Annotated in this window: 23 protein-coding genes; 9 read left to right on the top strand and 14 right to left on the bottom strand. The window is 67.6% G+C overall.

Annotated features, from left to right (window positions below; translation table 11 throughout):
• The 4 genes from V3B30_RS07715 to V3B30_RS07700 all read right to left on the bottom strand — a co-directional run bounded on the left by V3B30_RS07715 (position 1) and on the right by V3B30_RS07700 (position 2,855).
• Positions 1 to 1,398 carry a cytochrome ubiquinol oxidase subunit I gene (locus tag V3B30_RS07715; RefSeq protein ID WP_262084221.1) on the bottom strand — a complete coding sequence of 466 codons (1,398 nt, stop codon included), beginning with the start codon at positions 1,396 to 1,398 and terminating at the stop codon, positions 1 to 3.
• Positions 1,399 to 1,622: 224 nt separating this feature from the next.
• On the bottom strand, positions 1,623 to 1,838 hold the full coding sequence (locus V3B30_RS07710; protein ID WP_100474721.1) for a hypothetical protein: 216 nt from the start codon (positions 1,836 to 1,838) through the stop codon (positions 1,623 to 1,625).
• The gene (locus tag V3B30_RS07705; RefSeq protein ID WP_262084220.1) at positions 1,835 to 2,488 is read right to left on the bottom strand and encodes a sigma-70 family RNA polymerase sigma factor; all 654 of its coding nucleotides are present in this window, start codon (positions 2,486 to 2,488) and stop codon (positions 1,835 to 1,837) included. Before V3B30_RS07705 ends, V3B30_RS07710 begins: the two co-directional genes overlap by 4 nt.
• A gap of 37 nt (positions 2,489 to 2,525) precedes the next feature.
• Complete coding sequence (locus tag V3B30_RS07700) at positions 2,526 to 2,855, bottom strand: hypothetical protein (protein ID WP_005414880.1); 330 nt, start codon at positions 2,853 to 2,855, stop codon at positions 2,526 to 2,528.
• 236 nt (positions 2,856 to 3,091) lie between these two features.
• Here V3B30_RS07700 and V3B30_RS07695 point away from each other — a divergent pair, with 236 nt between their 5' ends.
• The 6 genes from V3B30_RS07695 to hemF are packed head-to-tail and all read left to right on the top strand — an operon-like array spanning position 3,092 to position 10,229.
• Positions 3,092 to 5,461, top strand: coding sequence for a S9 family peptidase (locus V3B30_RS07695; protein ID WP_262084219.1), 2,370 nt, complete (start codon positions 3,092 to 3,094; stop codon positions 5,459 to 5,461).
• Entirely contained in the window at positions 5,458 to 5,877 is a 420-nt protein-coding gene (locus V3B30_RS07690; RefSeq protein ID WP_262084218.1) for an NUDIX domain-containing protein, read from the top strand. The genes V3B30_RS07695 and V3B30_RS07690 overlap by 4 nt, the downstream gene beginning before the upstream one ends.
• Before the next feature lie 30 nt (positions 5,878 to 5,907).
• Positions 5,908 to 6,468 carry a hypothetical protein gene (locus tag V3B30_RS07685; RefSeq protein WP_100474733.1) on the top strand — a complete coding sequence of 187 codons (561 nt, stop codon included), beginning with the start codon at positions 5,908 to 5,910 and terminating at the stop codon, positions 6,466 to 6,468.
• A 34-nt stretch (positions 6,469 to 6,502) separates the two neighbouring features.
• Complete coding sequence (locus tag V3B30_RS07680; RefSeq protein ID WP_262084217.1) at positions 6,503 to 7,624, top strand: hypothetical protein; 1,122 nt, start codon at positions 6,503 to 6,505, stop codon at positions 7,622 to 7,624.
• Between the two features lie 37 nt (positions 7,625 to 7,661).
• Positions 7,662 to 9,278 carry a hypothetical protein gene (locus V3B30_RS07675; RefSeq protein WP_262084216.1) on the top strand — a complete coding sequence of 539 codons (1,617 nt, stop codon included), beginning with the start codon at positions 7,662 to 7,664 and terminating at the stop codon, positions 9,276 to 9,278.
• A gap of 54 nt (positions 9,279 to 9,332) precedes the next feature.
• The gene (hemF, locus tag V3B30_RS07670; RefSeq protein WP_100474745.1) at positions 9,333 to 10,229 is read left to right on the top strand and encodes an oxygen-dependent coproporphyrinogen oxidase; all 897 of its coding nucleotides are present in this window, start codon (positions 9,333 to 9,335) and stop codon (positions 10,227 to 10,229) included.
• An 83-nt stretch (positions 10,230 to 10,312) separates the two neighbouring features.
• Here hemF and V3B30_RS07665 read toward each other — a convergent pair whose 3' ends face one another.
• Positions 10,313 to 10,792, bottom strand: a complete 480-nt coding sequence (locus V3B30_RS07665; protein WP_262084215.1) for a YetF domain-containing protein — start codon at positions 10,790 to 10,792, stop codon at positions 10,313 to 10,315.
• Between the two features lie 372 nt (positions 10,793 to 11,164).
• Positions 11,165 to 13,939 (bottom strand): DNA polymerase I, encoded by a 2,775-nt coding sequence (polA, locus tag V3B30_RS07660; protein WP_262084214.1) that lies wholly within the window; start codon positions 13,937 to 13,939, stop codon positions 11,165 to 11,167.
• 97 nt (positions 13,940 to 14,036) lie between these two features.
• On the opposite strand from polA, the gene V3B30_RS07655 reads away from it, so the two are divergent.
• Entirely contained in the window at positions 14,037 to 14,321 is a 285-nt protein-coding gene (locus tag V3B30_RS07655) for a DUF2782 domain-containing protein (RefSeq protein ID WP_005411628.1), read from the top strand.
• 137 nt (positions 14,322 to 14,458) lie between these two features.
• Here the strand turns inward: V3B30_RS07655 and V3B30_RS07650 are convergent, their stop codons facing one another.
• Positions 14,459 to 14,905: a universal stress protein gene (locus tag V3B30_RS07650; protein ID WP_005411629.1), complete on the bottom strand. Its 447-nt coding sequence runs from the start codon at positions 14,903 to 14,905 to the stop codon at positions 14,459 to 14,461.
• A 183-nt stretch (positions 14,906 to 15,088) separates the two neighbouring features.
• On the opposite strand from V3B30_RS07650, the gene V3B30_RS07645 reads away from it, so the two are divergent.
• On the top strand, positions 15,089 to 15,283 hold the full coding sequence (locus V3B30_RS07645) for a hypothetical protein (RefSeq protein ID WP_262084213.1): 195 nt from the start codon (positions 15,089 to 15,091) through the stop codon (positions 15,281 to 15,283).
• A 33-nt stretch (positions 15,284 to 15,316) separates the two neighbouring features.
• Here V3B30_RS07645 and V3B30_RS07640 read toward each other — a convergent pair whose 3' ends face one another.
• The 7 genes from V3B30_RS07640 to rpmB all read right to left on the bottom strand — a co-directional run bounded on the left by V3B30_RS07640 (position 15,317) and on the right by rpmB (position 22,112).
• On the bottom strand, positions 15,317 to 15,871 hold the full coding sequence (locus V3B30_RS07640) for a hypothetical protein (RefSeq protein WP_100474762.1): 555 nt from the start codon (positions 15,869 to 15,871) through the stop codon (positions 15,317 to 15,319).
• Between the two features lie 134 nt (positions 15,872 to 16,005).
• Positions 16,006 to 16,332 carry a low molecular weight protein tyrosine phosphatase family protein gene (locus tag V3B30_RS07635; protein ID WP_262084212.1) on the bottom strand — a complete coding sequence of 109 codons (327 nt, stop codon included), beginning with the start codon at positions 16,330 to 16,332 and terminating at the stop codon, positions 16,006 to 16,008.
• A gap of 97 nt (positions 16,333 to 16,429) precedes the next feature.
• Positions 16,430 to 18,622 (bottom strand): DNA helicase II, encoded by a 2,193-nt coding sequence (gene uvrD, locus V3B30_RS07630; RefSeq protein ID WP_262084211.1) that lies wholly within the window; start codon positions 18,620 to 18,622, stop codon positions 16,430 to 16,432.
• 9 nt (positions 18,623 to 18,631) lie between these two features.
• Complete coding sequence (locus tag V3B30_RS07625; protein WP_262084210.1) at positions 18,632 to 20,053, bottom strand: FAD/NAD(P)-binding protein; 1,422 nt, start codon at positions 20,051 to 20,053, stop codon at positions 18,632 to 18,634.
• A 45-nt stretch (positions 20,054 to 20,098) separates the two neighbouring features.
• Positions 20,099 to 21,517, bottom strand: a complete 1,419-nt coding sequence (gene cls / locus V3B30_RS07620) for a cardiolipin synthase (protein WP_262084334.1) — start codon at positions 21,515 to 21,517, stop codon at positions 20,099 to 20,101.
• Between the two features lie 180 nt (positions 21,518 to 21,697).
• A complete protein-coding gene (gene rpmG / locus V3B30_RS07615) occupies positions 21,698 to 21,865 on the bottom strand; it encodes a 50S ribosomal protein L33 (protein ID WP_169411268.1) in 168 nt (55 codons plus the stop codon).
• Positions 21,866 to 21,875: 10 nt separating this feature from the next.
• Positions 21,876 to 22,112, bottom strand: coding sequence for a 50S ribosomal protein L28 (gene rpmB / locus V3B30_RS07610; protein ID WP_005411638.1), 237 nt, complete (start codon positions 22,110 to 22,112; stop codon positions 21,876 to 21,878).
• 281 nt (positions 22,113 to 22,393) lie between these two features.
• Here rpmB and V3B30_RS07605 point away from each other — a divergent pair, with 281 nt between their 5' ends.
• The gene (locus V3B30_RS07605; protein ID WP_100474779.1) at positions 22,394 to 23,608 is read left to right on the top strand and encodes a glycosyltransferase; all 1,215 of its coding nucleotides are present in this window, start codon (positions 22,394 to 22,396) and stop codon (positions 23,606 to 23,608) included.
• Positions 23,609 to 23,618 lie beyond the last annotated feature (10 nt).

Here is a 23,618-nt window from a genome sequence, read left to right as displayed (position 1 = left end):
TCAGCGCTCCTCCAGTGGTTCGTCGGCCGCCGACAGCGGGCGCGCCGGGGTATGGCTGCCATGGTCCAGCGACGGCCCCTCGGCATACGGCTGCGGCCCATGGCGCAGGATCTTCACCAGGTACCAGATGCCCCAGCCGAACACGAAGGCGTAGCCAACCACGTAGACGCCCAGCGACAGCGCGGTCATCCACGCGCTCTGCGGACCCACTGCATCAGCGGTGCGCAGTACGCCATACACCACCCACGGCTGGCGCCCCATCTCGGTGACGAACCAACCCGACAGCAGCGCGATGAAGCCGCTGGGCAGCATCCAGTTCCAGCCGCGCAGCAGCCACGGCGAATCCAGCAGCTTCCTGCGCCACAGCTGGAACGCTGACACCCAGGCCAGCAACAGCATCAGCGTGCCCAGCCCGACCATGATGCGGAAGGCGAAGAACACCGGCGTCACCGGCGGCCGTTCGCTGGCCGGTACCGAGGTCAGCGGATCGAAGGTGCCGTCCAGGCTGTGGGTGAGGATCACGCTGCCCAGCTTCGGGATGGCCACTTCGAAATCGTTGCGCTCTTCCTTCTCGTTCGGCAGTGCGAACACCACCAGCGGCACGCCCTCGCCTTCCCTGGTTTCATGCCAGTGCGCTTCCATCGCCGCGATCTTCATCGGCTGGTGCTTGAGCGTGTTCAGGCCATGCATGTCGCCGACGAAGATCTGCACCGGCACGGTCAATGCCGCGAATGCAACGGCAGCGACCAGCATGCGCCGGCCTGCTTCGACGTGCGTGCCCTTGCGCAGGTACCACGCGCCGATGCCACCAATCACGAAGCAGGTGGTGATGAACGAGCCCAACGCCATGTGCGCCAGACGGTACGGGAACGAGGGGTTGAACACCACCTGCCACCAGTCCACCGGATGCACGACGCCGTTGACCATCTCGTAGCCGGCTGGAGTATGCAGCCAGCTGTTGGACGACAGGATCCAGAACGTAGAGAACAACGTGCCCAGCGCCACCATGCAGGTGGACAGGAAATGCAGGCGCGGCGAGACCCGGCCCCAGCCGAACATCATCACGCCGAGGAAACTGGCTTCCAGGAAGAACGCGGTCAGCACTTCATAGGTCAGCAGCGGGCCGATGACCGTGCCGGCCAGCTCGCTCAGCCGCGGCCAGTTGGTACCGAACTGGAAGGCCATGACGATGCCACTGACCACGCCCATGCCGAACGACACGGCGAAGATCTTCTGCCAGAAGAAATACAGCTCGCGCCACACGGGCAGCTTCGTGCGCAGCCAGCGCCACTCGATGAAGGCCAGCCAGCTGGCCGTGCCGATGGTGAAGGCGGGGAACAGCACGTGGAAACTGATGACGAATCCGAACTGGATCCGGGACAACAACAACGCGTCCAAGGGACGCCTCCTGCCTGTGACCGGTGGGATACCGGACCACTTTAGGAGGATTTCGTTAAGCCGGGATGCGACCGGGTGACGCGCTGCTTCACTTTGTCGCAGGGCGGCACGAAGGACTTACCGCTTTGGTAGCTGCCAACCTTGGTTGGCGCACACACCCAAACGCCGACCCAGGCCGGCATCTACCAACAGCGACTGCAGCGGCCCACCGCCCGGAGGGCACCTCAGTTCCAGAAGTACCAGGCTGCGGCAGCGAGCAGCGCGCCAAACAACAGCACCTGCACCACCACGTAGCCCACGCCACCGTCGCGCGACTCAACGGCAATGCGCTTCTGCAGCGCCTCGCTCACATCCGGCGTCTGTTCCTGCCGTGCCTGTTCACGCAGCGCCTGTGCCAGCGCGCGCGCTTCCGCATCGCGAGGGTCGGTCGGTGGGTTCACAGCAGCTCTCCGGCGGTGGCATGCCGCGTCAGTTCCTGCTTCAGGACCTGGCGCGCGCGGTGCAGGTGGCTCTTGATGGTACCGCGTGCCAGCCCGGTCACCTGTTCGATCTCGGCCAGATCGAAATCCTCCAGGTAATGCAGGCCGACGATCAGGCGCTGCGGTGCGCTCAGTCGTTCCAGCGCCGCGCCCAGCTGGCGCCCGGCCTGCAGGGCCTCGCTCAACTCGGCCGGCCCCGGGCCTTCATCGCCAATCCCCAGTTCCTCCGGCACCTCCACTGCCACCATCCATTGCGCCTCCAGCCGCCGCCGGCGCAGGTGCTGCAGCGCAGTGGTGTAGGCCACCCGCGAAACCCAGGTGCGCAGCGAGGATTCGAAGCGGAACCGGTGCAGCTGGCGGAACACGGCCAGGAAGGTTTCCTGCAGCAGGTCGGCGACCTGGTCGCGGTCGCCGACCATGCGTCCGATCACATGCGCGCAGGTGCGCTGGTGGGTCTCGACCAGCTGCGCAAACGCCGCCTGCGAACCATCGATGATCGCCCGCACCAGGGCCTGGTCCGCGTCCAGCGGCTCGGCGGGCGGTGCAGCCGCTGCTGCATCATCGCGACGACGGCCCCGCAGTGCCGACAATGCTTCGCCGAGCAGGCTCATGCGCGGGGCGCCCCCTGTGCCCGTGGCATGTTCCGGCTCAGCCCTTGCGTGCGGCAGGACGGGTGAAGTGCCAGGCCAGCAGCTGGCCCAGGCCAGCACTGCCGACCAGCGCGGCGGCGGCGCCGAAGGTCAGGTCACGGGCACCGATGGCTTCCAGCAGGGCCATGGCCAAGGCCAGGCAGACCAGGCTGATGCCCCAGCGCAGCGCACCCTGGCGCCGGCGCTCTTCTTCCAGCACCGCCAGCGAGCGGATCACCTCCTCCGGCACGTGCGGGGCCACCAGCTTGCTGCGCGCGCGGGCATCGGCAATGGCGTGGATCGCGTAGGCGATGCAGATGAAGAGGGTGATCGGGATCAGTTCCTGCATGGTCGGCTCCTGTTCGGTGGATGATGCGGGTTCAGGAGAATGGATGCGCGACCACGGCAACCGGTTGCACCAGGCGTCCGGTCCCATCCGAACGGAATGGCCATCATGCCGCACACGCCGCCGCAGCGACTCGGGCGGTGCCTTTTGCCGATTCCGCTGCCATGACCTGTGGCCCCTGCCCCGGGTCCTTGCGGCTGCTACGCTTGCCCGGTTTCCTCTTCTGGTGCCGTCCGCCCATGTCCCGAGTGCTGCCCCTGTCCCTCCTGCTGTCGGCCGTGCTGGCCGCACCGGCTGCGCATGCCGCGCCGACGCCGATCACCATCGAACAGGCCATGGCCGACCCGGACTGGATCGGTCCGCCGGTCGAGAAGGCCTGGTGGTCGTGGAACAGCCAGCAGGTGGAGTACCAGCTCAAGCGCAACGGCAGCCCGGTGCGCGATACGTTCCGCCAGCCGGTGGCCGGCGGCGTGGCCGCACAGGTGGCCGATGACCAGCGCGGCACCCTGGACGTCGCCGAGCCGGTCTACGACCGCAGCCGCAGCCGCAGCGCCTTCGTCCGCAATGGCGATGTGTTCGTGCGCGACCTGCGCAGCGGCGCGCTGACCCAGCTGACCCGCAGCAACGAGCGCGCGGGCAACGTGAACTTCGCTGCCGACAACGGCGTGATCTGGCGCGTCGGCCAGAACTGGTTCCACTGGACCGCCGCCAGCGGCGTGCAGCAGGTAGCCAGCCTGAAGGCCGAGAAGGACCCGCGTACGGCGCCGAAGGCCGATGTGCTGCGCGACCAGCAGCTGCGCACGCTGGAAACCCTGCGCCGCGACCGCGACCAGCGCGAAGCGCTGAAGGACCAGGACCAGCGCTGGCGCCAGGCTGACCCGACCCGCGCGCCGGGCCCGGTGTACCTGGGCGCCGACGTCGAAATCGGTGACAGCGTGCTGTCGCCCGACCTGACCCACCTGATCGTGGTGACCAAGCCGAAGGACTTCGACGACGGCCGCACCAGCAAGATGCCGCTGTACGTGACCGAATCGGGCTACGAAGAAACCGAGGACACCCGCACGCGCGTCGGCCGCAACGGCTCCGAACCGCACACCCTGTGGTACGTGGACGTGCGCACCGGCAAGGCCGAGAAGGTCTCGCTGTCCAGCTTGCCGGGCATCAGCACCGACCCGCTGGCCGAGCTGCGCCGCAAGGCCGGCAAGGATGCGCTGAAGGGCGAGCGCAGCGTGCAGGTGATGAGCGACTTCATGGGCGGCGGCATCCGCTGGAGCGCCGACGGCCAGCAGGCCGCGGTGATGCTGCGTGCCAACGACAACAAGGACCGCTGGATCATCAGCGTCAACGCCGCCGACGGCCGCGTGCAGAACCGCCACCGCCTGACCGACAACGCCTGGATCAACTGGGGCTTCAACGATTTCGGCTGGATGGCCGATGGCCGCACGCTGTGGCTGCTGTCCGAGGAATCGGGCTTCTCGCACCTGTACACCCAGGCCGGCACCGCCAAGCCACAGGCGCTGACCAGCGGCAAGTGGGAAACCTCGGCGCCGGTGCCGTCGGCCGATGGCAAGGGCTTCTATTTCCTGTGCAACCAGCAGGCGCCGCATGACTACGAAGTCTGCGCGGTCGACACCGGCAACCGCCAGGTGCGCGAGCTGACCAGCCTCAATGGCGTGGAAGACTTCTCGCTGTCGCCGGACGGCCAGCAGCTGCTGGTGCGCTACTCCGGTGCCTACCTGCCGCCGCAGCTGGCGGTGCTGCCCAGCGCCGGTGGCCAGGCACGCGTGCTGACCGATACCCGCACCGCCGACTACAAGTCACGCGAGTGGATCCAGCCGAAGCTGGTGGCGGTGCCGTCCAAGCATGGTGCCGGCGTGGTCTGGGCCAAGTACTACGAGCCCGAGCACAAGGAACCGGGCAGGAAGTACCCGATCGTGATGTTCGTGCACGGCGCCGGCTACCTGCAGAACGTGCACCAGCGCTATCCGGCCTACTTCCGCGAGCAGATGTTCCACAACCTGCTGGTGCAGAAGGGCTACATCGTGCTGGACATGGACTACCGCGGCAGCGAGGGCTACGGCCGCGACTGGCGCACGGCCATCTACCGCAACATGGGCCATCCGGAACTGGAAGACTACAAGGACGGCCTGGACTGGCTGGTCGACACCCAGCAGGGCGACCGTGACCACGCCGGCATCTACGGCGGTTCCTACGGTGGCTTCATGACCTTCATGGCGCTGTTCCGCGCACCGGGCACCTTCAAGGCCGGCGCCGCGCTGCGCCCGGTGGTCGACTGGCACAACTACAACCACGGCTACACCAGCAACATCCTCAACACCCCGGACATCGACCCGGAGGCGTACCGCGTGTCCTCGCCGATCGAGTACGCGCAGAACCTTCAGGACAACCTGCTGATCGCCCACGGCATGATGGATGACAACGTGTTCTTCCAGGACTCGGTGAACCTCACCCAGCGCCTGATTGAGCTGCACAAGGACAACTGGTCCATTGCCCCGTACCCGCTGGAACGCCACGGCTACGTGCGTGCTGATTCCTGGCTGGACCAGTACAAGCGCATCCTCAAGCTGTTCGAGCAGAACCTGAAGTGAGCAACACCGCAGCCACGATCCGGATCGTGGCCGCGGTCATCCTGGATGACCGCGGCCAGGCGCTGGTGGTGCGCAAGCACGGCGCCCGCCGCTTCATCCAGCCCGGTGGCAAGCCCGAACCCGGCGAGGCGCCGTTGCAGGCGTTGGCCCGCGAACTGCGCGAGGAACTGGGCGTGCAGCTGTGCACCGCGTCGGCCCTCGCGCTGGGCGCGTTCGAAGACTGGGCGGTGAACGAGCCCGGCCATCGCGTGCAGGCGCAGGCATGGTGGGTGCAGGTGGTCGGCACGCCGCAGGCACGCGCCGAGATCGCCGAGCTGGCCTGGGTTCCGCTGCGGCCACCGCATGGCCTGCCCTTGGCACCCTTGAGCGAACACCATATCCTGCCGGCGGTCGCCACCCGGGTGACGGCCCGCTGAGCAGGCGGGCGCCGACTGCAAGGACATCGGATGTCAATGTCGATCCCGTCGATCCCCTCCCTGCCTTCCCCGGCCTATCACGCCTGGGTGCGCCCGGTGGCCCAGGCCTCGTTCTGGCTGTCGCTGCTGCTGACGATCTACTTCGTGCTGCAGGGCCTGGTGCTGTGGCCGCTGCACAACCTCGCGCTGTGGCGCCTGGTGGAAAGCGAAGTGCAGCTCCAACAGCTGCACAGCCTGATCTGGCTGCTGGCGCACCCGGTGGCCGCGTCGATGGTCGTCGCGCTGTTGTGCCTGGCCTCGACCGTGTCCAGCTGGGGCCTGTTGCGCGAACGGCGCTGGGGCCTGTGGAGCTTCGTGCTGTTGCTGCTGCTGAGTGGCTTGACCAACTTCGCAGTCGCCTGGTGGCTGGATGTGTTCATGGGCGACCTCATCCCGTTCCTGGCCGATGACCCGGCCCTGCTGCAGGAACTGCAACTGAAACGCTGGCTGATCACGCTGACCGTGGTCGGCATGTCGTTCGTGCTCCTCGGCCTGCAGGGTTGGCTGGCCTGGCGCCTGCTGCGCCCCGACGTGCGCTCACGCTTCCACTGAGTTCCACCGATCCCTGCCCGACAAGGACCGTCGCATGCGCTGGCCGTCGCTTCTTCCAGCACTGCTGCTGTTCGCCGCACTACCTGCTTCCGCCGACGCGCTGCACTGCGGCGAGTACCGCAGTGTCGATGACGGCATGGCACTGGTGTTCACCACCCACAGCAGCGGCTACCGCCACAACGGCATCGGTGAGCCGCAGCCGCTGTGGGTCGATCGCAGTGCGGCACAGACCCGCCTGGTCATGCTCGACGATGGCGTGGCGGAGCCGATCCGGATCAGCGCCGATGGGCGGCGCATCGAGGACGACGTGCTCATGGTCTACACCCTGCGCCAGCCCCGGGCCTGCGCTGTCGAGCCCAGCACTGTGGCCGGCAGCTGCCGCGCTGCTGGCAGCTACTGCATGGTGCAGCTGCCAACGGCCTCACCCGGCCAGGCCCGGCGCGCCTGCGACGAGGGCGTGGGTGCGGGTTGCTCGGCGCTGCTGCAGCAGAGGCTCGAAAGCAACACCGCGGCAGCGACCGATGGCGCCGGCACCGCGCGCTTCGAGCGCCCGCCAGCCTGCCGCGAGCACACCCCCACCCACGATCCGCAGGCCTGCGAAGCGCTGGCCGACGCTGATCTGGCCGCCGCCATGCGACGGGTTGATCAGCGCCTGGAACGGGCCGAGAAGGCACCGGAGGGACCGCCGTTACCCCTGGCGGCACTGCAACAGCTGCAGCGACTGTGCCTGCAGCACCGCGGTGGCCGCTTCTGTGTCGAAGTGGCCGAACAGCAATTGAAGGCACTGCAACCCGCGCTGGCGGTACAGGCGCTGCAGGTGGCCTGCGACGCAGGCCGCGCCAGTGCCTGCGAACGTACCGCGCCATTGCGTGAACTCGGTGCCGATCTACGCCTGGTCCCGCTCCAGCAGCTGCCGTGTGGCCGGTACCAGGCCGAGGGTGGCCAGGTCGACATGCTCGACTTCGGTGATGGCACGCGAGGCCGCCTGCAGGAAGGTGCGGTCCAGCTGCAGCAGAACGGCGAAACCCATGTCCTGCGCCAGCTCGGCAATGGCGACCTGCTCGGCATGGATTCGCAGACCGGTTACCAGCGCTACCAGCGCGTGCCAGACGCGGCACAATGCGTGACCGCGCGCGTGGGCCGTGGTTCGCCGTAGCGCCAGGAGTTATCCGTTCGATCGTCAAGGAGACGACATGCTTTTACCCGCACCACGCCGCCGCTGGCTGGCCTGGACCTTGCTGCTGGCCGCACCGACGGCCGCCGCGCAATCGCCCCAATGTGGCCTGTTCAAGGCCGACGAAGGCAGCAGCACGCTGCGCATCAACTCACCGAACCGCGGCGAGCAGAAGCACTTCGGCAGTACGCCGTCTCCGGTCGCGTTCCAGCAGATCGACGGAAAGCTGCAACTGGTGAACCTGGAGTACGGCCTGCCCAGCGCGCTGCAGGTGCGCGATCGTGGCCGCACGGTTGAGGTGGATGGCACGGTCTACATCCTGCAAGCCCCCGCACAGTGCGCCGCAGCCGCCACGCCGGCCGAAGGCAGCTGCCTGGCCGATGCGGCGGCGTGCCTGGACAACCGTCGCGAAGCGACCCCGACCGCACTGGAAGCAGGGTGCCGGGAAGGCGTGCCCGGCATGTGCCTGCAACTGGCCGATCGTTGGCACGATGAAGCCAAGCCCACGGTCGGGGCCGATCCTGCCATGACGAAGGCAGCGCTCGACGCCGCCCTGTCCGGCATCACGCTCCCCGCCGCCTGCAACAACGGCGGCTTCGAACAGGGAACCCCGGCGTGCGCCACCGCACTCGAGGCGGCCCCCGCAGTGCAGGAGCAGCTGGCCAAGGCGGCGATGACGGCGGCCATGACCGAAGCGATGGTGACGATGACGGCGCCAGCCGGGCCGGTGGTCATCCCGGCTGAGCGACGGCAACAGTTGTTGCGGCTGTGCCGCGAGGTACCGCATGGCGGCTTCTGCACCCGCGTGGCTGAGCTGTCCTGGGAGGCGGGAGATCCCCTGCAGGCAGTGCAGGCCCTGGCTGCGGCCTGCCCCCCCGGCAATGACACCGCCACCTGCGAGCGCCTGCCGGCATTGCAGGCGGTGGGCGCATCGTTGCAACCGCAGCCGGCAACGGCCCTGCCCTGCGGCAATTACCGGGCCGACGGCGGCCTGATGGACACGCTCGATTTCGGTGACGCCGGCCTGGTCGGAGTCGGCTGGGGCAGCCATCTTCGCGCGCGTATCGATGCGGGCGACATCCGCATCCGCCACGACAAGGGCGGCGACTTCGTGCTGCGCCCGCTGCCGGGCGGCCAGCTGCTGGGCCTGGATACCTGGACCCGCTTCCAGGTGTTCACCCCCACCGGCGAGGGCCCGGCCCGGTGCAGTGCGCCGAAGCAGTTCAACGTGCTGCCACTGCCACAGGATTGCCCGCTGGCGCTGGCCAACGAGGACGGCGCCGAAGCCTGCTGCACGCAGGGCAAGCTGCAGGGCTGCAACATTCTCGGCAACCGCCTTGCGCTGTCCGGGAACTGGCTGCAGGCCGCCGAGCACTACACCACGGTCTGCCGCGCCGGCGTGCGCGAAGGGTGCGAGAACCTGGTGACCGCGCAGGGCAACGGTGCGGAACTGGACGCACGGGCAACCCTGGAGCAGCTGTGCAAGGCCGACCGCAGTGGCCTGCATGTGGCCTGCGACGTGCTCGGCACCCAGAACTGGGGACTGATCACGCTGGGCGGTGCCCTGCAGAAATCAGTTGACGAGGCGGCCGAGGACGACGCTCCGGCGCCGCGCAACTCCAACCGCAAGCGCTGAGCCCGCCAGGGCCTGTCCGCAGCTTCGGGCGGGCCCTGCGGTAAAGTACGCGCCATGAACGAATTCGAGCGCGTGCGCGCCTACCTCACCGACCTGCAGGACCGCATCTGTACGGCGATCGAGGCCGTCGATGGCCAGGCCCGCTTCCAGGAAGACCTGTGGCAACGGGCCGAGGGCGGTGGCGGGCGTACCCGCGTGCTGCGCGACGGTGCGGTGTTCGAGCAGGCCGGCATCGGCTTCTCCGACGTGGCCGGCAGCCGCCTGCCGCCGTCGGCCTCGGCCAACCGCCCGGAGCTGGCCGGCGCCTCCTGGCGCGCCACCGGCGTGTCGCTGGTGTTCCACCCGCTCAACCCCTACGTGCCGACGACCCATGCCAACGTGCGCTTCTTCCAGGCGCAGCGCGACGGCGAGGTGGTGGCCAGCTGGTTCGGCGGCGGTTTCGACCTGACCCCGTTCTATCCGTTCGACGAGGACGTGCAGCACTGGCACCGGGTTGCGCGCGACCTGTGCGCACCGTTCGGCGATGAGCGCTACGCCGCGCACAAGCGCTGGTGCGACGAGTATTTCTTCCTGCGCCATCGCAATGAAACGCGCGGCGTCGGTGGCCTGTTCTTCGACGACCTGCACGGCGACTTCGAGCGCGATTTCGATTACCTGCGCGCGGTCGGTGATGGCTTCCTCGACGCCTACCTGCCGATCGTGCAGCAGCGCAAGGACGCCGCCCATGGCGAGCGCGAACGCGAGTTCCAGCTGTACCGCCGCGGCCGCTACGTGGAATTCAACCTGGTCTACGACCGCGGCACCCTGTTCGGGTTGCAGAGCGGTGGCCGCAGCGAAAGCATCCTGATGAGCCTGCCGCCGCGGGTGCGTTGGGAGTACGGCTTCAACCCGGAAGCGGGCAGCGCCGAGGCACGCCTGGCCGATTACCTGGTGCCGCGCGACTGGCTCTGATGGATGTCGTCGCGCTGGGCAAGGGCCTGGTGGGCACGCATAGGCGGTGAAGGGCGGCCGAGCCTGGGCCCGGCGCTACAAGATCAGGTGTGCTTCCGCGCGATGATCGTGATGTGCCCGGTCGTCTCCAGCAGCGCGACCTGCACGTCTTCGATCCGCAGCCCGCCCTGCTGGCGCAGCGCGGCGTCGAAATCGGCCGGGCTGATCAGTTCGCGGCGGAGAACACCGTCCAGCAGCCGGCCATCACGCGCGATCACGGTGGGCTCTCCTTCGATCATCCGCTCCATGCGGCGATTCCGGGTGGTCAGCCAGCCCACCCCGTAATTCAGCACGATCAGGGTGGCCGCCAGCAGCAGGCCTCCGCCCAGCGAGGTGTCCGTGCCCAGCAGCGCGTTCTGTACCGCGTTGCCCAGCAACACGATCAGCAGCACGTCGAAGGGCGTGATCTGTCCCAGAGCCCGCTTGCCACCGAGCCGGACCATGCCGAGCACCACGACATACACCACCACCGCGCGCAGGATGAACTCCCACCACGGCATGGCCAGTGCGAACAGGTTGGGCATTGCGGGTTCCCCTGCTGGACAGTGGCCCAGCCTAGCACCTGGGGTCAGATCCCTTTGCCCGGTGGGCAAAGGGATCTGACCCCATCGGAGATGTTCCGGCGGCACAAATAAAAAGCCCCGCTGACCAGGGGGAGGTCAACGGGGCCGGGGAACGGGCACTTGGGGAGGAGTCCCCGTTCCGAGATCTGCTCCAGGGGATGGGAGAGATCCACAACAGGCATTGCGCCTGTCGAGAGTTATAGAAGCACTCCGAACACTAACGGTTCGTGAAGGGGCCCAATTTAATGAGCTTCAATCAGGGCAACATTCATGATCGAGTCAGAAACATCTGATGAATGAATAGGTTCACGTCGTTTTCGGCCCGAAACACGCTCAGTGCGCTTCGTCCCAGTTGCTGCCGACGCCCGTATCAACCACCAGTGGCACCCGCAGTTTGGCCGCTTGCGACATGCGCTCGACTACCTGCAAACGCAACTCCTCGACGAAACTGCTTTCGGTTTCGAACACCAGTTCATCGTGCACCTGCAGGATCATCCGCGCCGGTGCACCACTGTCACGCAGCCACTGGTCCACCTCCACCATCGCGCGCTTGATGATGTCGGCGGCGGTGCCCTGCATCGGTGCGTTGATCGCGGCACGCTCGGCACCGGCGCGCAGGCCCTGGTTACGTGCATGAATGTCGTTCAGGTACAGGCGGCGGCCGAACAGGGTCTCCACAAAGCCCTGATCGCGGGCCTGCTGCCGCATCCGCTCCATGAAGTCGCGCACGCCCGGGTAGCGGCTGAAGTACAGCGCCACGTAGTCCTGCGCCTGGCCGCGGTCGATGCCCAGGTTGCGGGCCAGGCCGAAGGCGCTCATGCCGTACATCAGGCCGAAGTTGATCGCCTTGGCGGCGCGGCGCTCGTTCGGGGTCACCTCCTCCAGCGTGCGCCCGAACACCTCGGCAGCGGTGGCACGGTGTACGTCGGCGCCCTGCTCGAAGGCACGCACCAGGCCCGGGTCCTCCGACAGGTGGGCCATGATCCGCAGCTCGATCTGCGAATAGTCGGCCGCCAGCAGCTGGAAGCCCTCCGGGGCGATGAACGCGCGGCGGATGCGGCGGCCGTCCTCGGTGCGGATCGGGATGTTCTGCAGGTTCGGGTCCGACGAGGACAGGCGGCCGGTCGCAGCGCCGGACTGGTGGTAGCTGGTATGCACCCGGCCGGTGTCCGGGTTGACCATCTCCGGCAGCTTGTCGGTGTAGGTGCTGCGCAGCTTGGCCAGGCCCCGGTAATCCAGGATCACCCGCGGCAGCTCGTGCTGGTCGGCAATCGCCTCCAGTGCCTCTTCATTGGTGCTGGGCTGGCCCTTCGGGGTCTTCACCACCGCCGGCAGCTTCAGCTCGTCGAACAGCACCGCCTGCAGCTGCTTGGGCGAATCCAGGTTGAAGCTGCGCCCGGCCAGCTCGGTGGCCTTCTGCTGTGCGGCCAGCATGCGCGAGGACAGGTCCTGGCTCTGCCGGCGCAGCTCGTCGGTGTCGATCCGCACACCGTTGGCTTCGATCGTGGTCAGCACCGGCACCAGCGGCATTTCGATGTCGCGATACACGCTGTCCAGTGCCGGCTCGGCCAGCAGCTGCGGCTGCAGCGCGTGGTGCAGGCGCAGGGTGATGTCGGCGTCCTCGGCCGCGTAGCGGCTGGCTTCGTCGATGCCCACCTGCGAGAACGGAATCTGCTTGGCACCCTTGCCGGCCACGTCCTCGAACTTGAGGGTGCTGTAGCCCAGGTAACGCAGGGCCAGCGAATCCATGTCGTGGCGGGTGGCGGTGGAATTGAGCACGAAGCTCTCGAGCATGGTGTCGTCGTGGTAGCCCTGCACCTGCACGCCATGGCGGCGCAGCACATGCAGGTCGTACTTGCCGTGCTGGCCCAGCTTCTTCTTTGCCGGGTCCTGCAGCACCGGGCGCAGCGCATCCAGCACCTGCTGCATCGGCAGCTGCGGCGGCGCGCCCGGGTAATCGTGGCCGACCGGGATATACGCCGCCTTGCCCGGCTCGACCGCCAGGCTGATACCGACCAGGCGCGCACGCATCGCGTCCAGCGCATCGGTTTCGGTGTCGAAGCTGATCAGGTCCGCCTGCTGCAGGCGCTCGACCCAGGCCTGCAACTGTTCGGCCGTCAGCACGGTCTCGTACTCACCCGGCGCGGCCAGCGCCGGATCCAGCGTGCCGGCAGCCGGTGCCTCGGCGCTGCCCCGGGCGAAGCCTGCGGCGGTACCGCGCAGGCTCGGGGTGGCCTCGCTGGCGGCGGCCGGTGCCGGCAGCGGCGCACCCAGTTCCTTCAGCGCCTGGGTGAAGCCGTAGCGCGTATACAGCTCGGTCAGCTCCGGTACGTCCTGCTCGCGCAGGGCCAGCGTAGTCGGGCTGGCGTCCAGCGCCACGTCGGTGCGGATGGTCACCAGCTCGCGGTTCAGCGGCAGCCGCTCCAGCGCCGCGCGCAGGTTCTCGCCGATCTTGCCCTTCATGGTCGGCGCGGCCGCCATCACGCCTTCCAGGTGCTGGTACTCGGCCAGCCACTTGGCGGCGGTCTTCGGCCCGCACTTCTCCACGCCCGGCACGTTGTCGACGGTGTCGCCCATCAGCGCCAGCAGGTCGATGATCTGGTCGGCGCGCACGCCGAACTTGTCCATCACCGCCGCGTCCGAATCCATGCGGCTGCCGGTCATGGTGTTGACCAGCTCGATGCCCGGGCGCACCAGCTGGGCGAAGTCCTTGTCGCCGGTGGAAATGGTCACCTTCAGGTCCTGCGCCAGGCCCTGCAGCGCCAGCGTGCCGATCACATCGTCGGCCTCCACGCCGGGGATGCGCAGGATGCTGATGCCCAGCGCCTCGACGATGCGGCACATCGGCTCGACCTGGCTGCGCAGCTCGTCGGGCATCGGCGGGCGGTTGGCCTTGTACTGGTCGTACAGGTCGTCACGGAAGGTCTTGCCGGGCGCGTCGACCACGAACGCGACGTAGGCCGGGCGCTCCTTCAGCGTGGAACGCAGCATGTTGACTACGCCGAACAGCGCGCCGGTGGGTTCGCCCTGCGCATTGGACAGGGGCGGCAGCGCGTGGAACGCGCGGTACAGGTAACTGGACCCGTCGATCAGGACTAATCTGCTCATGCGCCGATTCTACGCGCCCGTGCCTGCACCGCGACGACACGGCGCGCACCCGGCGATGGGGCATAATCAAGGCTCTTTCCAGGCAAAGGCGCCGCCGATGAAGACCCTGATGCTGGCTTCCCTGCTCCTGCTCGCTGGCTGCGCCAGCATGGGTGGCGCGGGCGCTCCCCCGGTTGACGTCAAGGGCGCGGATGTGTCCAAGCGCACCATGGACAACGGCGATGTCATCGAGGAATACCGCGTGTCCGGCCAGCTGCGCATGGTCAAGGTGACCCCGTCGCGCGGTGCGCCGTTCTACATGTATGACAAGAACGGCGATGGCCGTTTCGACAACGACAAGGACGGCGTGTCGCCGGTGTACTGGAAGCTGTACAGCTGGTGATGTGACCAGGGGTCGGGTCCCTGCGATCCAGTAGATCCACGCCATGCGTGGATATGACCCTCCCGATCCCCCACAAAAGGCGACGCCGGCGCGCATCCTGCGGCCGGCGTCGGGTTCCCTCCCCGGGAACGCTTGTATCAGCGGATGACCAGCACCGGCAGCGTGCTGCGTGCCAGCACTTCGGCGGTCTGGCTGCCCAGCAGCACACGGGTCACGCCACGGCGGCCATGCGAGGTCATCACGATCAGGTCGCTGTTGCGCTCGCCGGCGGTCTCGATGATGCCGTCAGCCGCATAGCGGTCCAGCACGTGCACCGGGTTGGCGGTAATGCCCTGCTCGGCGGCCTTGGCCAGCGCCGGCTGCAGCACCTTCTGCGCGCCTTCCTCGCGGTCGGCCTTGTACTCAGGGCTGTTCATGTAGCCCACGCTCCAGCCCATGGCGTCGTACATGCCGACGGCCCACGGCTCGGAAACGGTCACGATATCGACCTCGGCATTGAGGTCCTTGGCCAGCTCCAGGCCCTTGGCCAGGCCCTTGTCGGCCAGCTCGGACCCGTCGGTGGCAATCAGGATGCGCTTGTACATGGTGGGGCTCCGTGGCGGTCTGCCAGATGGGAACACCACCATTGCACACCGGATGTGCAGGGCGCGCCTTGAGCAGGATCAATCCGGCGCCGCGCAGCGGCCTGTACGCACCACCAGCTTGCGTACCCGAACACTGAGGCGCAGGCTGGGTGGGCGGCGGCGCGCCGCCTTGGGAGAACCCGCATGCAGGACAGCAAGCCGACACCACCAAGAACGCTCAGGATCATCTTGTGGAGCCTTATCGCCGCCTTCATACTGTTCTGCGGCGGCTATTACCTGGGCAAGGATCTGGCCCAGCGCGACAACGCCCGACAGTCAGCCAGCCAGCCGATAACCTGCTTCTATAGAGCCGAGCCATGCTCGGCTTCGGATGCATGAGCCGAGCATGGCTCGGCTCCACATTTTCCGCCCTCAAGCGATCTGCACCACGCGTGCGTTCTGGCACAGCGGGTAGCTGCCGACGAATTCAGCGATCGCATCACGCATCGCCTCGAACGATTCGCCATACATGTACAGCGCGGTCTCGGTCGGGCCCTGCCACCAGCTGCAGATCTCGCCCAGGCCGTCGATGTTCTCCGACAGCTGTTCGAACACGTGGTTGGAATCGCACTGTTCGTAGACGTCGTCCGGCAGGTTCAGGCCGTCCAGGTAGATGCCCAGGCCCTCGGTCACGCCGAAGCTGCGGTCGGCCTCGCCCGCACCCTGCAGCTGCGAACCCTTCGGTGCACCCAGCTGTTCCAGCAGATCGATCAGCTTCGGCACGCCGGCCGCATCGACCAGCGCTACTTCGATATCGCCGTACTCGACTTCACCCAGGTCGGAGATCGCGGTGCCGCCGCCGGTCAGCTCGCCCACCTGGGCCGCCTGCAACAACGCGTCGAGCGGATCCTCGAACAGTTCGTGGCGATGCTCGGGCTGCAGCCGGGCGTTCAACTTCACGGTGACGTGCAGCGTGGGTTCGGTCATGGGGGCGTTCCTGGAAGATGTCAGGCCCCATTGTAGAGTCGAGCTTGCTCGACTGCCTTTGTAGAGTCGAGCCATGCTCGACTGCCTTTCCCACCAGAAGCAGCCGAGCATGGGCTCGGCTCTACAACAGTCCGTCAGCGCAGGAAAGGCGTGACCTTGCGCTTCAGCAACTCCACCAGCACCGGGTCCATGTACTCGTAGTCGTCCGGAATATCCAGGCAGATCACCCGCTTGCCCTTCAGCCATGCCTTGTAACGGCTGGACAGACGGTTGCGGTGGGTGCGCTCCATCACGAACACGATATCGGCCCACTGCAGCAGCTCGGGGCTGAGCACTTCCTCGGCATCGGCCAGCAGCCCGGCCGAGGCGGTCTCGATGCCTGGCCAATCGGCAAACACCTGCTCGGCCGTCGGGCTGCGCAGGCGGTTCTGGCTGCAGAGGAAGAGCACGTTGCGGGTCATGGATACTCGCCTTTGTAGAGCCGAACCATGCTCGGCAGCGTTTTCCGCACCGGGGTCAGAGCCCTCCCTGCGGGAGGGATCCGCCCCTCGACGGTGATCAGATCACCGTCAGGTTGGCATACGCCATCACCAGCCACTTGCTGCCGGCGTCGGCGAACTCGACCTGCACGCGGGCGTGGGCGCCGTTGCCTTCGTAGTCGGTCACCATGCCTTCGCCGAACTTCGGATGGGTGACCAGTGCGCCGAGCTTGATCGGCGGTGCCTCGATCGAGGCGTGGCCCATCACCCGGCTGGCGCCCATCGAAGCCGGCCGCGAGACCTGCACCTTCGGGCGCACTTCGTGCAGCAGCTCGCGCGGGATCTCACGCAGGAAGCGCGACGGCAGGCTGTAGTTGTCCTGGCCGTGGATGCGGCGCGATTCGGCGTAGCTCAGCACCAGCTTCTGGCGCGCGCGGGTGATGCCGACGTAGGCCAGGCGGCGCTCTTCTTCCAACCGCCCACTTTCCTCCAGCGAGCGTGCGCTGGGGAACAGGCCTTCCTCCAGTCCGGCCAGGAACACCAGCGGGAACTCCAGGCCCTTGGCGGAATGCAGGGTCATCAGCTGCACGCCGTCCTCGCCCGCCTGCGCCTGGCCCTCGCCGGCTTCCAGCGCGGCATAGGCCAGGAACGCGACCAGCTCGTCCATGTCCTCGCCCACTTCCTCGATATCATCTGCCCGGCGCACGAAGCGCGAGGCCACCGAGACCAGTTCGTCGAGGTTGTCGGTGCGCGATTCCGAGTCCAGCGCGTTGCGGCTTTCCTTGCTCCAGTGCTCGCGCAGCTGCGAGCGGGCCAGCACGTGGTCCACGCGCTCAGCCAGGGTCATGTGCACGGTCTGCGCCTGCAGCTCGTTGACCAGCACCAGGAAGCCGGCCAGCGCATTGCGCGCACGTGCGGCCAGCGCGCTGCCCTGGGTGACCAGCATGGTCGCTTCCCACAGCGAGATGCCCTGCGCGCGCGCCTCGCGGCGCACCTCGTCCAGCGTGCGGTCGCCGATGCCACGCGTCGGCGTGTTGACCGCGCGCTCGAAGGCGGCGTCATCGTTGCGGTTGGACAACAGGCGCAGGTAGGCCAGCGCATCCTTGATTTCGGCACGCTCGAAGAAGCGCATGCCGCCGTACACACGGTACGGCACCTGTTCGCTCAGCAGCGCTTCTTCCAGCGCGCGCGACTGCGCGTTGCTGCGGTAGAGCACGGCCACTTCGGTGTAGCTGCCCCCATCGCGCACCCATTGGCGGGCACGCTCGACGATGTAGCGCGCTTCGTCCATCTCGTTGTACGCCGCGTACAGGTCGATCGGCTCGCCGTCGCCGCTGTCGGTCCACAGCTGCTTGCCGATGCGGTCCGGGTTGTGCGCGATCACCGCGTTGGCGGCGCCGAGGATGTTGGCGGTGGAGCGGTAGTTCTGCTCCAGGCGGATGGTCTGCGCGCCCGGGAAGTCGCGCAGGAAGCCCTGCACGTTCTCGACCTTGGCACCGCGCCAGCCGTAGATGGCCTGGTCATCGTCACCGACCACGAACACGTGGCCGGAATCGCCGGCCAGTACGCGCACGAAGGCGTACTGGATGGCGTTGGTGTCCTGGAACTCGTCCACCAGGATTTCGCGGAAGCGGGCGCGGTAGTGCGCCAGCAGCGCCGGGTTGTCGCGCAGCAGTTCGTGCGCGCGCAGCAGCAACTCGGCGAAGTCGACCAGACCGGCGCGGTCGCAGCGTGCCTGGTACTCGATGTAGGCCTGGCGCATGGTTTCCAGCCAGGCGTCGTGCGGCTCGGGCTGGATGTGCTGCGGGCGACGGCCCTCGTCCTTCTGCGCGTTGATCCACCACGCGATCTGCTTGGCCGGGTACTTGCCGTCGTCCAGTTCCAGCGCCTGCACCACGCGCTTGACCAGCCGCAGCTGGTCGTCCGAATCCATCACCTGGAAGCCTTCGGGCAGCTTCGCGTCCTGCCAGTGCAGGCGCAGCAGGCGGTTGGCCAGGCCGTGGAAGGTGCCGATCCACATGCCACGGCTGCCGTTGGGCAGCTGGGCGTCGATGCGGTGGCGCATTTCGCCGGCCGCCTTGTTGGTGAAGGTCACCGCGAAAATGCCGTGGGTCGGCACGCCATCGACTTCATGCAGCCAGGCGATGCGGTGGGTGAGAACGCGGGTCTTGCCGGAACCGGCACCGGCCAGCACCAGGTGGTGGCCGGGGGGAGCGGAGACGGCTTCGCGCTGGGCCGGGTTCAGGCCATCAAGCAGGTGGGAGACATCCATGCCCCCATTTTACGGCATCGCCGTCGCGGCTCCTGCGACCACCTGGGTGGCCAGTGCCTGCGCCTGCTGACGCAGTTCAGGCACCGCCAGGCTTTCCCACAGGCTGCCGATGCGCAGGCTGCCAAGCACGCCCAGCCGTGCCTGCGGCTGGCCACCGGCGGCACACAGGCGGTCGCCCGGCACCGTGCTGTCCAGGCCCAGCCCGTGCGGGCCGGAGCGTGCCAGCCCATCAGCCTGCAGCTGCTGCAGCAACGGATTGCGCAAGGCACTGGCACGGGTTTCCACGCCGGTGGCGTTGATCACCCCGCCGATCGTCCACTGCTGTTCATTGCCCGAGGCATCGCGGCCGGACAGTTGCAGGGCATCGCCTTCGCGGCAGACGCGCTGCAGGCGGGACCGGTGGATACGCAGTTGGCCGCTGTCCTGCAGGGACTGCAGCTGCGCGTCGACCTCTTCGGCGATGCGGTGGCGATGCACGTCCCAATAGCGCACCACATGGCGCAGGAAGCGGCGCTGGTCGGCCTCATCGAGGCTGCACCACAGCGCCTGCCCGTGCGGACGGATGCGGTCCATCACGCCCTGCCACGGCAGGCCGTCGGCCTGGGCCTGGCACGCGAATCCGCGCAGCGCGCGCAGGCGCTGGCGCAGGTTCATCGGCAGCAACGTGGCAGGGTCGAACGTGGGCAGGCCGCCATGCGCATGCGGCAACGGCAGCAGACCGTGGCGCGAGATCACGTGCAGCGGGCCGGTGTGGCCGGCGGCGACCAGCGCCAGCACGGTGTCGGCCATGCTCAGGCCGGAGCCGACAATGGCCACGGCCTGCTCGCCGGCCAGGGTGCGCACGCCGTCGTAGTCCCAGGCCTCGATCACATCGTCGGCAGGCAGCGCATCGGCACCGGCCACCGGCAGCGGGCGCATGCTGTTGCCCGTGGCCAGCACCGCCTGCGCGGCGTGCAGCGTGTGGCCATCGCCCAGCTGCAGGCGGTAGCCGTGGTCATCCGGCTGCAGGCCCAGCACTGGCTGCGCGATCACCCGGAGCTGCGCCGGGCTGGCGGCGGCGGCCTCCTGCAGGCGCTGCTGCAGGTAGGCCGCAAAATAGTGCCGGCACACGTAGCGCTCGCCCAGCACCTCGCGCGCCTCGCCCGGGTAGGCATTGGCAACCATCAGGTAGTCGAGGAAATCGCCGGGCTGGTCGGCAAACGCACTCATCTTCGCCGCCGGCACGTTCAGCAGGTGCTCGGGCCACGGTGTGGCATAGGCGATGCCCTGCGCCAGCTGCGAGGCCGGCTCAAAAATGGCCAGCACCAACGGCGCCTGGGCCTGGCGCAACACCTGGATCGCCACCAGCACCCCGGCCGCGCCGCCACCGATGATCGCCAGGTCCAGTTCGCCATTACGCGGTGAATCAGTCATGTGCTGATTGTAGGTCATCGGCGATGACAGGCCGGATTGCCGAAGTGGGCGGCCGGCCTTGCCTCACATCAACGCATCGGCCAAGCGTGCGATGCCTTCGCGGCTGCGCCGCCACGTGGGGCGGCTGCGCCACTGCTGCAGGTCCAGCTGTCGTGACTCGCGCAGGTAGCCGTCCTCGATCGCGCACAGCTGCTGGACCAGCGCGCGGTCGTAGCAGATCAGGCCGATTTCGGCATTCAGCGCGAACGAGCGGATATCCATGTTGATCGAGCCGAGCACGGCGATGTCCTCGTCCACGCTCATGTGCTTGGCGTGCAGGAACTGCGGTTCGTACAGGGCGATGCGCACGCCACAGCGCAGCAGTTCGTCGTAGTACGCCTCCTGCGCCCATGAAGTCAGCCGCTGGTTGTTGCTGGCCGACAGGATCAGCTGCACGTCCACGCCGGACAACGCCGCGATGCGCAGCGCGCTCAACGTGGCTTCGTCGGGCACGAAGTACGGGGTGACCATCACCAGCCGGCGCCGTGCCAGGTGGATCAGCGCCGCCACCGCATCGCGTGCGTTGCTGTAGGGGTAGGCCGGGCCGCTGGGCAGCAGCTGGGTGGCGATGTCGTCGCTGCACTCGGGCACATCGGCGATCACGTCCAGGCGCTGGCCGGTTTCCATGTACCAGTCGCTGGCGAACACCGCCTCCAGGTGCGCGACCGCCGGGCCGCGCACGCGCGCCACCAGCTCGCGGTTCGGGTGGCCGGGCACGAACTGCGGGCCCGCCAGGTTCTGCGAACCGACATAGGCCACTTCGTTGTCGATCACCGCGATCTTGCGGTGGTTGCGCAGGTCCATGCGCCCACTGCGGCGCCAGCGCAGGCCACCGGGCAGCATCGCGCGCACTTCGATGTCGCGCGCTTGCAGGCGCTTGCGGTAGGCGCGCAGGCCGCGCTTGGCACCGACCGCGTCGAGCAGCACGCGGCACTGCACGCCACGTGCGGCCGCACGCTGCAATGCCTCGACCACCGCCTCGCCCACCGCGTCATCGAACATCAGGTAGTACAGCAGGTGCACGCGGTCTTCGGCCTGATCGATGTCGGCGATCAGCGTGTGCAGTGATTCGTCGTAGTCGGTCAGCAGGTCGACCGCGTTGCCATGCACCGGCATGAAGTCGCCCTGGCGCTGCACCAACGGCACGATCTCGGCGCAGGCGGTGTCCGGCCGCGGGGCCCAGCGCAGGCGATGCTGCAGCGCCTGTTCCTCGCGGATCACCTGCGAGGCCTCGGCCTGGCGACGGATACGCTCGCGCGACAGCCACGGGTGGCCGAACAGCAGGTACAGCGGCAGGCCCAGCAGCGGCACGAAGCCGACCAGCAGCAGCCAGCTGCGCGCCGCCCCCGGCGTGGTGCGGGTGGGGATCCAGCACAGCGCGACCAGCCGGATCAGCCAGTCGATCAGCAGCAGGTACGAACCCAGCAACCACTCGAACAGCATCGTGTCGCCCGTCGGGAGGTGATGGGCCATTCTGCCCACCGGCCTTTGTAGAGTCGAGCCGCGCTCGACTGCCTTGAACCCGCGTGTCGACCACGGTCGGCACCCACCATCCGGATGCCAGACATGAAAAAACCCGCCACAAGGGCGGGTTTCTTCGCGGGGACCAGCCATCCTTGCGGATTACTTGATCTTGCCTTCCTTGTACAGGACGTGCTTGCGCACGACCGGATCGTACTTCAGGAATTCCATCTTCCCCGGGGTGTTCTTCTTGTTCTTGTCCGTGGTGTAGAAGTGGCCGGTACCGGCCGAGGAAATCATACGGACCTTATCGCGCTTGCCTGCCATGATGCTTTACTCCTCAGACCTTTTCGCCGCGCGCACGCAGCTCAGCCAGAACGGAATCAATGCCGTTCTTGTCGATGGTGCGCAGTGCATGCGCGGAAACACGAAGCTTGACCCAGCGGTTCTCGCTGGCCACCCAGAAACGGCGCTCGTGCAGATTCGGCAGGAAACGACGACGGGTCTTGTTGTTGGCGTGCGAGACGTTGTTACCCGTCTGCACTCGCTTGCCGGAAACCTGGCATACGCGGGACATTGCGCACCTCGATAGTAGTTGTTGTCAGCCCGTAGCCCGGGAGACGGCGGCCTCGATGGTTGCCCACCACACGTCAAGAGAATCAAAGGGTTACGCTGGCGTTGGGCGGCCGGGGACGTGCTCCCGGGGGCGCCGCCCGGTAGAAAACCGGACACAGCGAGCCGCGCATTATGCACGGGTTCAAGCACTTGCGCAAGTTACCCACAGGCTGCGGCTGAACGCGACAGTGCCAGCCCTCCTCGCCAGCCTCCATACTGGCGCCGTCCACTGCGGAGCTTTCCATGCGGCTGCTGGCCCTGACCTACGGAACCGAAGGCGATACACGCCCCCTGGCCATGCTCTGCCATGGCCTGATTGGCGCAGGCCACGAGGTGACACTGCTGGCCGACGGCGGCACCCTGGGCAGCGCGCGGGCGCTGAATGTGCCCCATGCGGCCCTGGAAGGTGACATCCATGACGAAGTGGTCGCACTGGTCTCGCGTGGCAACGGTGTCGCCGCCGCCAGTACCGGCCTGGCACGGATGGCGGTGCAGCATGTCAGTGGCTGGATGCGCCAGGCGGATGCGGCGGCCGAGGGTTGCGACGCGATTCTGACGGGTGGGCTGGCGGCCTTTGTCGGCATGAGCGTGGGCGAACACCGGGGTCTGCCGGTGATCGGCACCGGCATGATTCCGCTGACCCCGACGCGTGCCTTCCGCTCCCCGTTCCTGCCACCTGGACGCTCGCCGGGCTGGTTGAACCGGGCCAGCTACGGTCTGGTCAACGGCCTGATCTGGCGACAGTTCCGCCGGCCGATCAACGAGGCCCGCAAGCAGCTGGGGCAATCGCCGCGCCGCTCGCTGTGGTCCGGCCTGCCGATGCTCTATGGCATCTCGCCACAGCTGCTGCCGCCACCGGCGGACTGGCCAGCCGACCACATCGTCTGTGGCCAATGGCGGCTTCCGGATGCCCCGTGGACACCCCCGGCCGGCCTGCAGGCTTTCCTCGATGCCGGCCCGCCGCCGGTCTACCTGGGTTTTGGCAGCATGACCGGCTTTGATCGCGATCGCGTGCTGCCGGCCTTGCTGCAGGCGCTGGCACCGCGGCGTGTCCTGCTGTTCCCCGGCTGGATGGGACTGCCTGCGATGACCTTGCCCGATTCGGTCTTCGTGCTCGGCCCGACGCCACACGAAGCACTGTTCCCGCATTGCGCACTCGCCATCCACCATGGTGGCAGCGGCACTACGCATTCGGCCTGCCGCGCCGGCATTCCCTCGCTGGTGATGCCATTCGCCGCGGATCAGTTCTTCTGGGCCGATCGCCTGTATCGATTGGGCGTGGCACCGGCACCGTTGTCACCGAAACGACTGGATGCAGCAACGCTGGCAGCAGCCATCGCCTTCGCTGAAACCGAAGCAACACGCGCACGCGCGGCGGCTCTGGGCGTAGCGATGGGCGATGAGGACGGGGTGGCAGGTGGCGTGGCAATGATCGAGCGCTGGTTGCGGCCGATGTAACAGCGGCCAG

It is taken from the genome of Stenotrophomonas sp. SMYL41, assembly GCF_036319965.1.
GTDB classification, from domain to species: domain Bacteria; phylum Pseudomonadota; class Gammaproteobacteria; order Xanthomonadales; family Xanthomonadaceae; genus Stenotrophomonas; species Stenotrophomonas maltophilia_R.
This window is presented reverse-complemented; position numbering and strand designations above follow the sequence as displayed.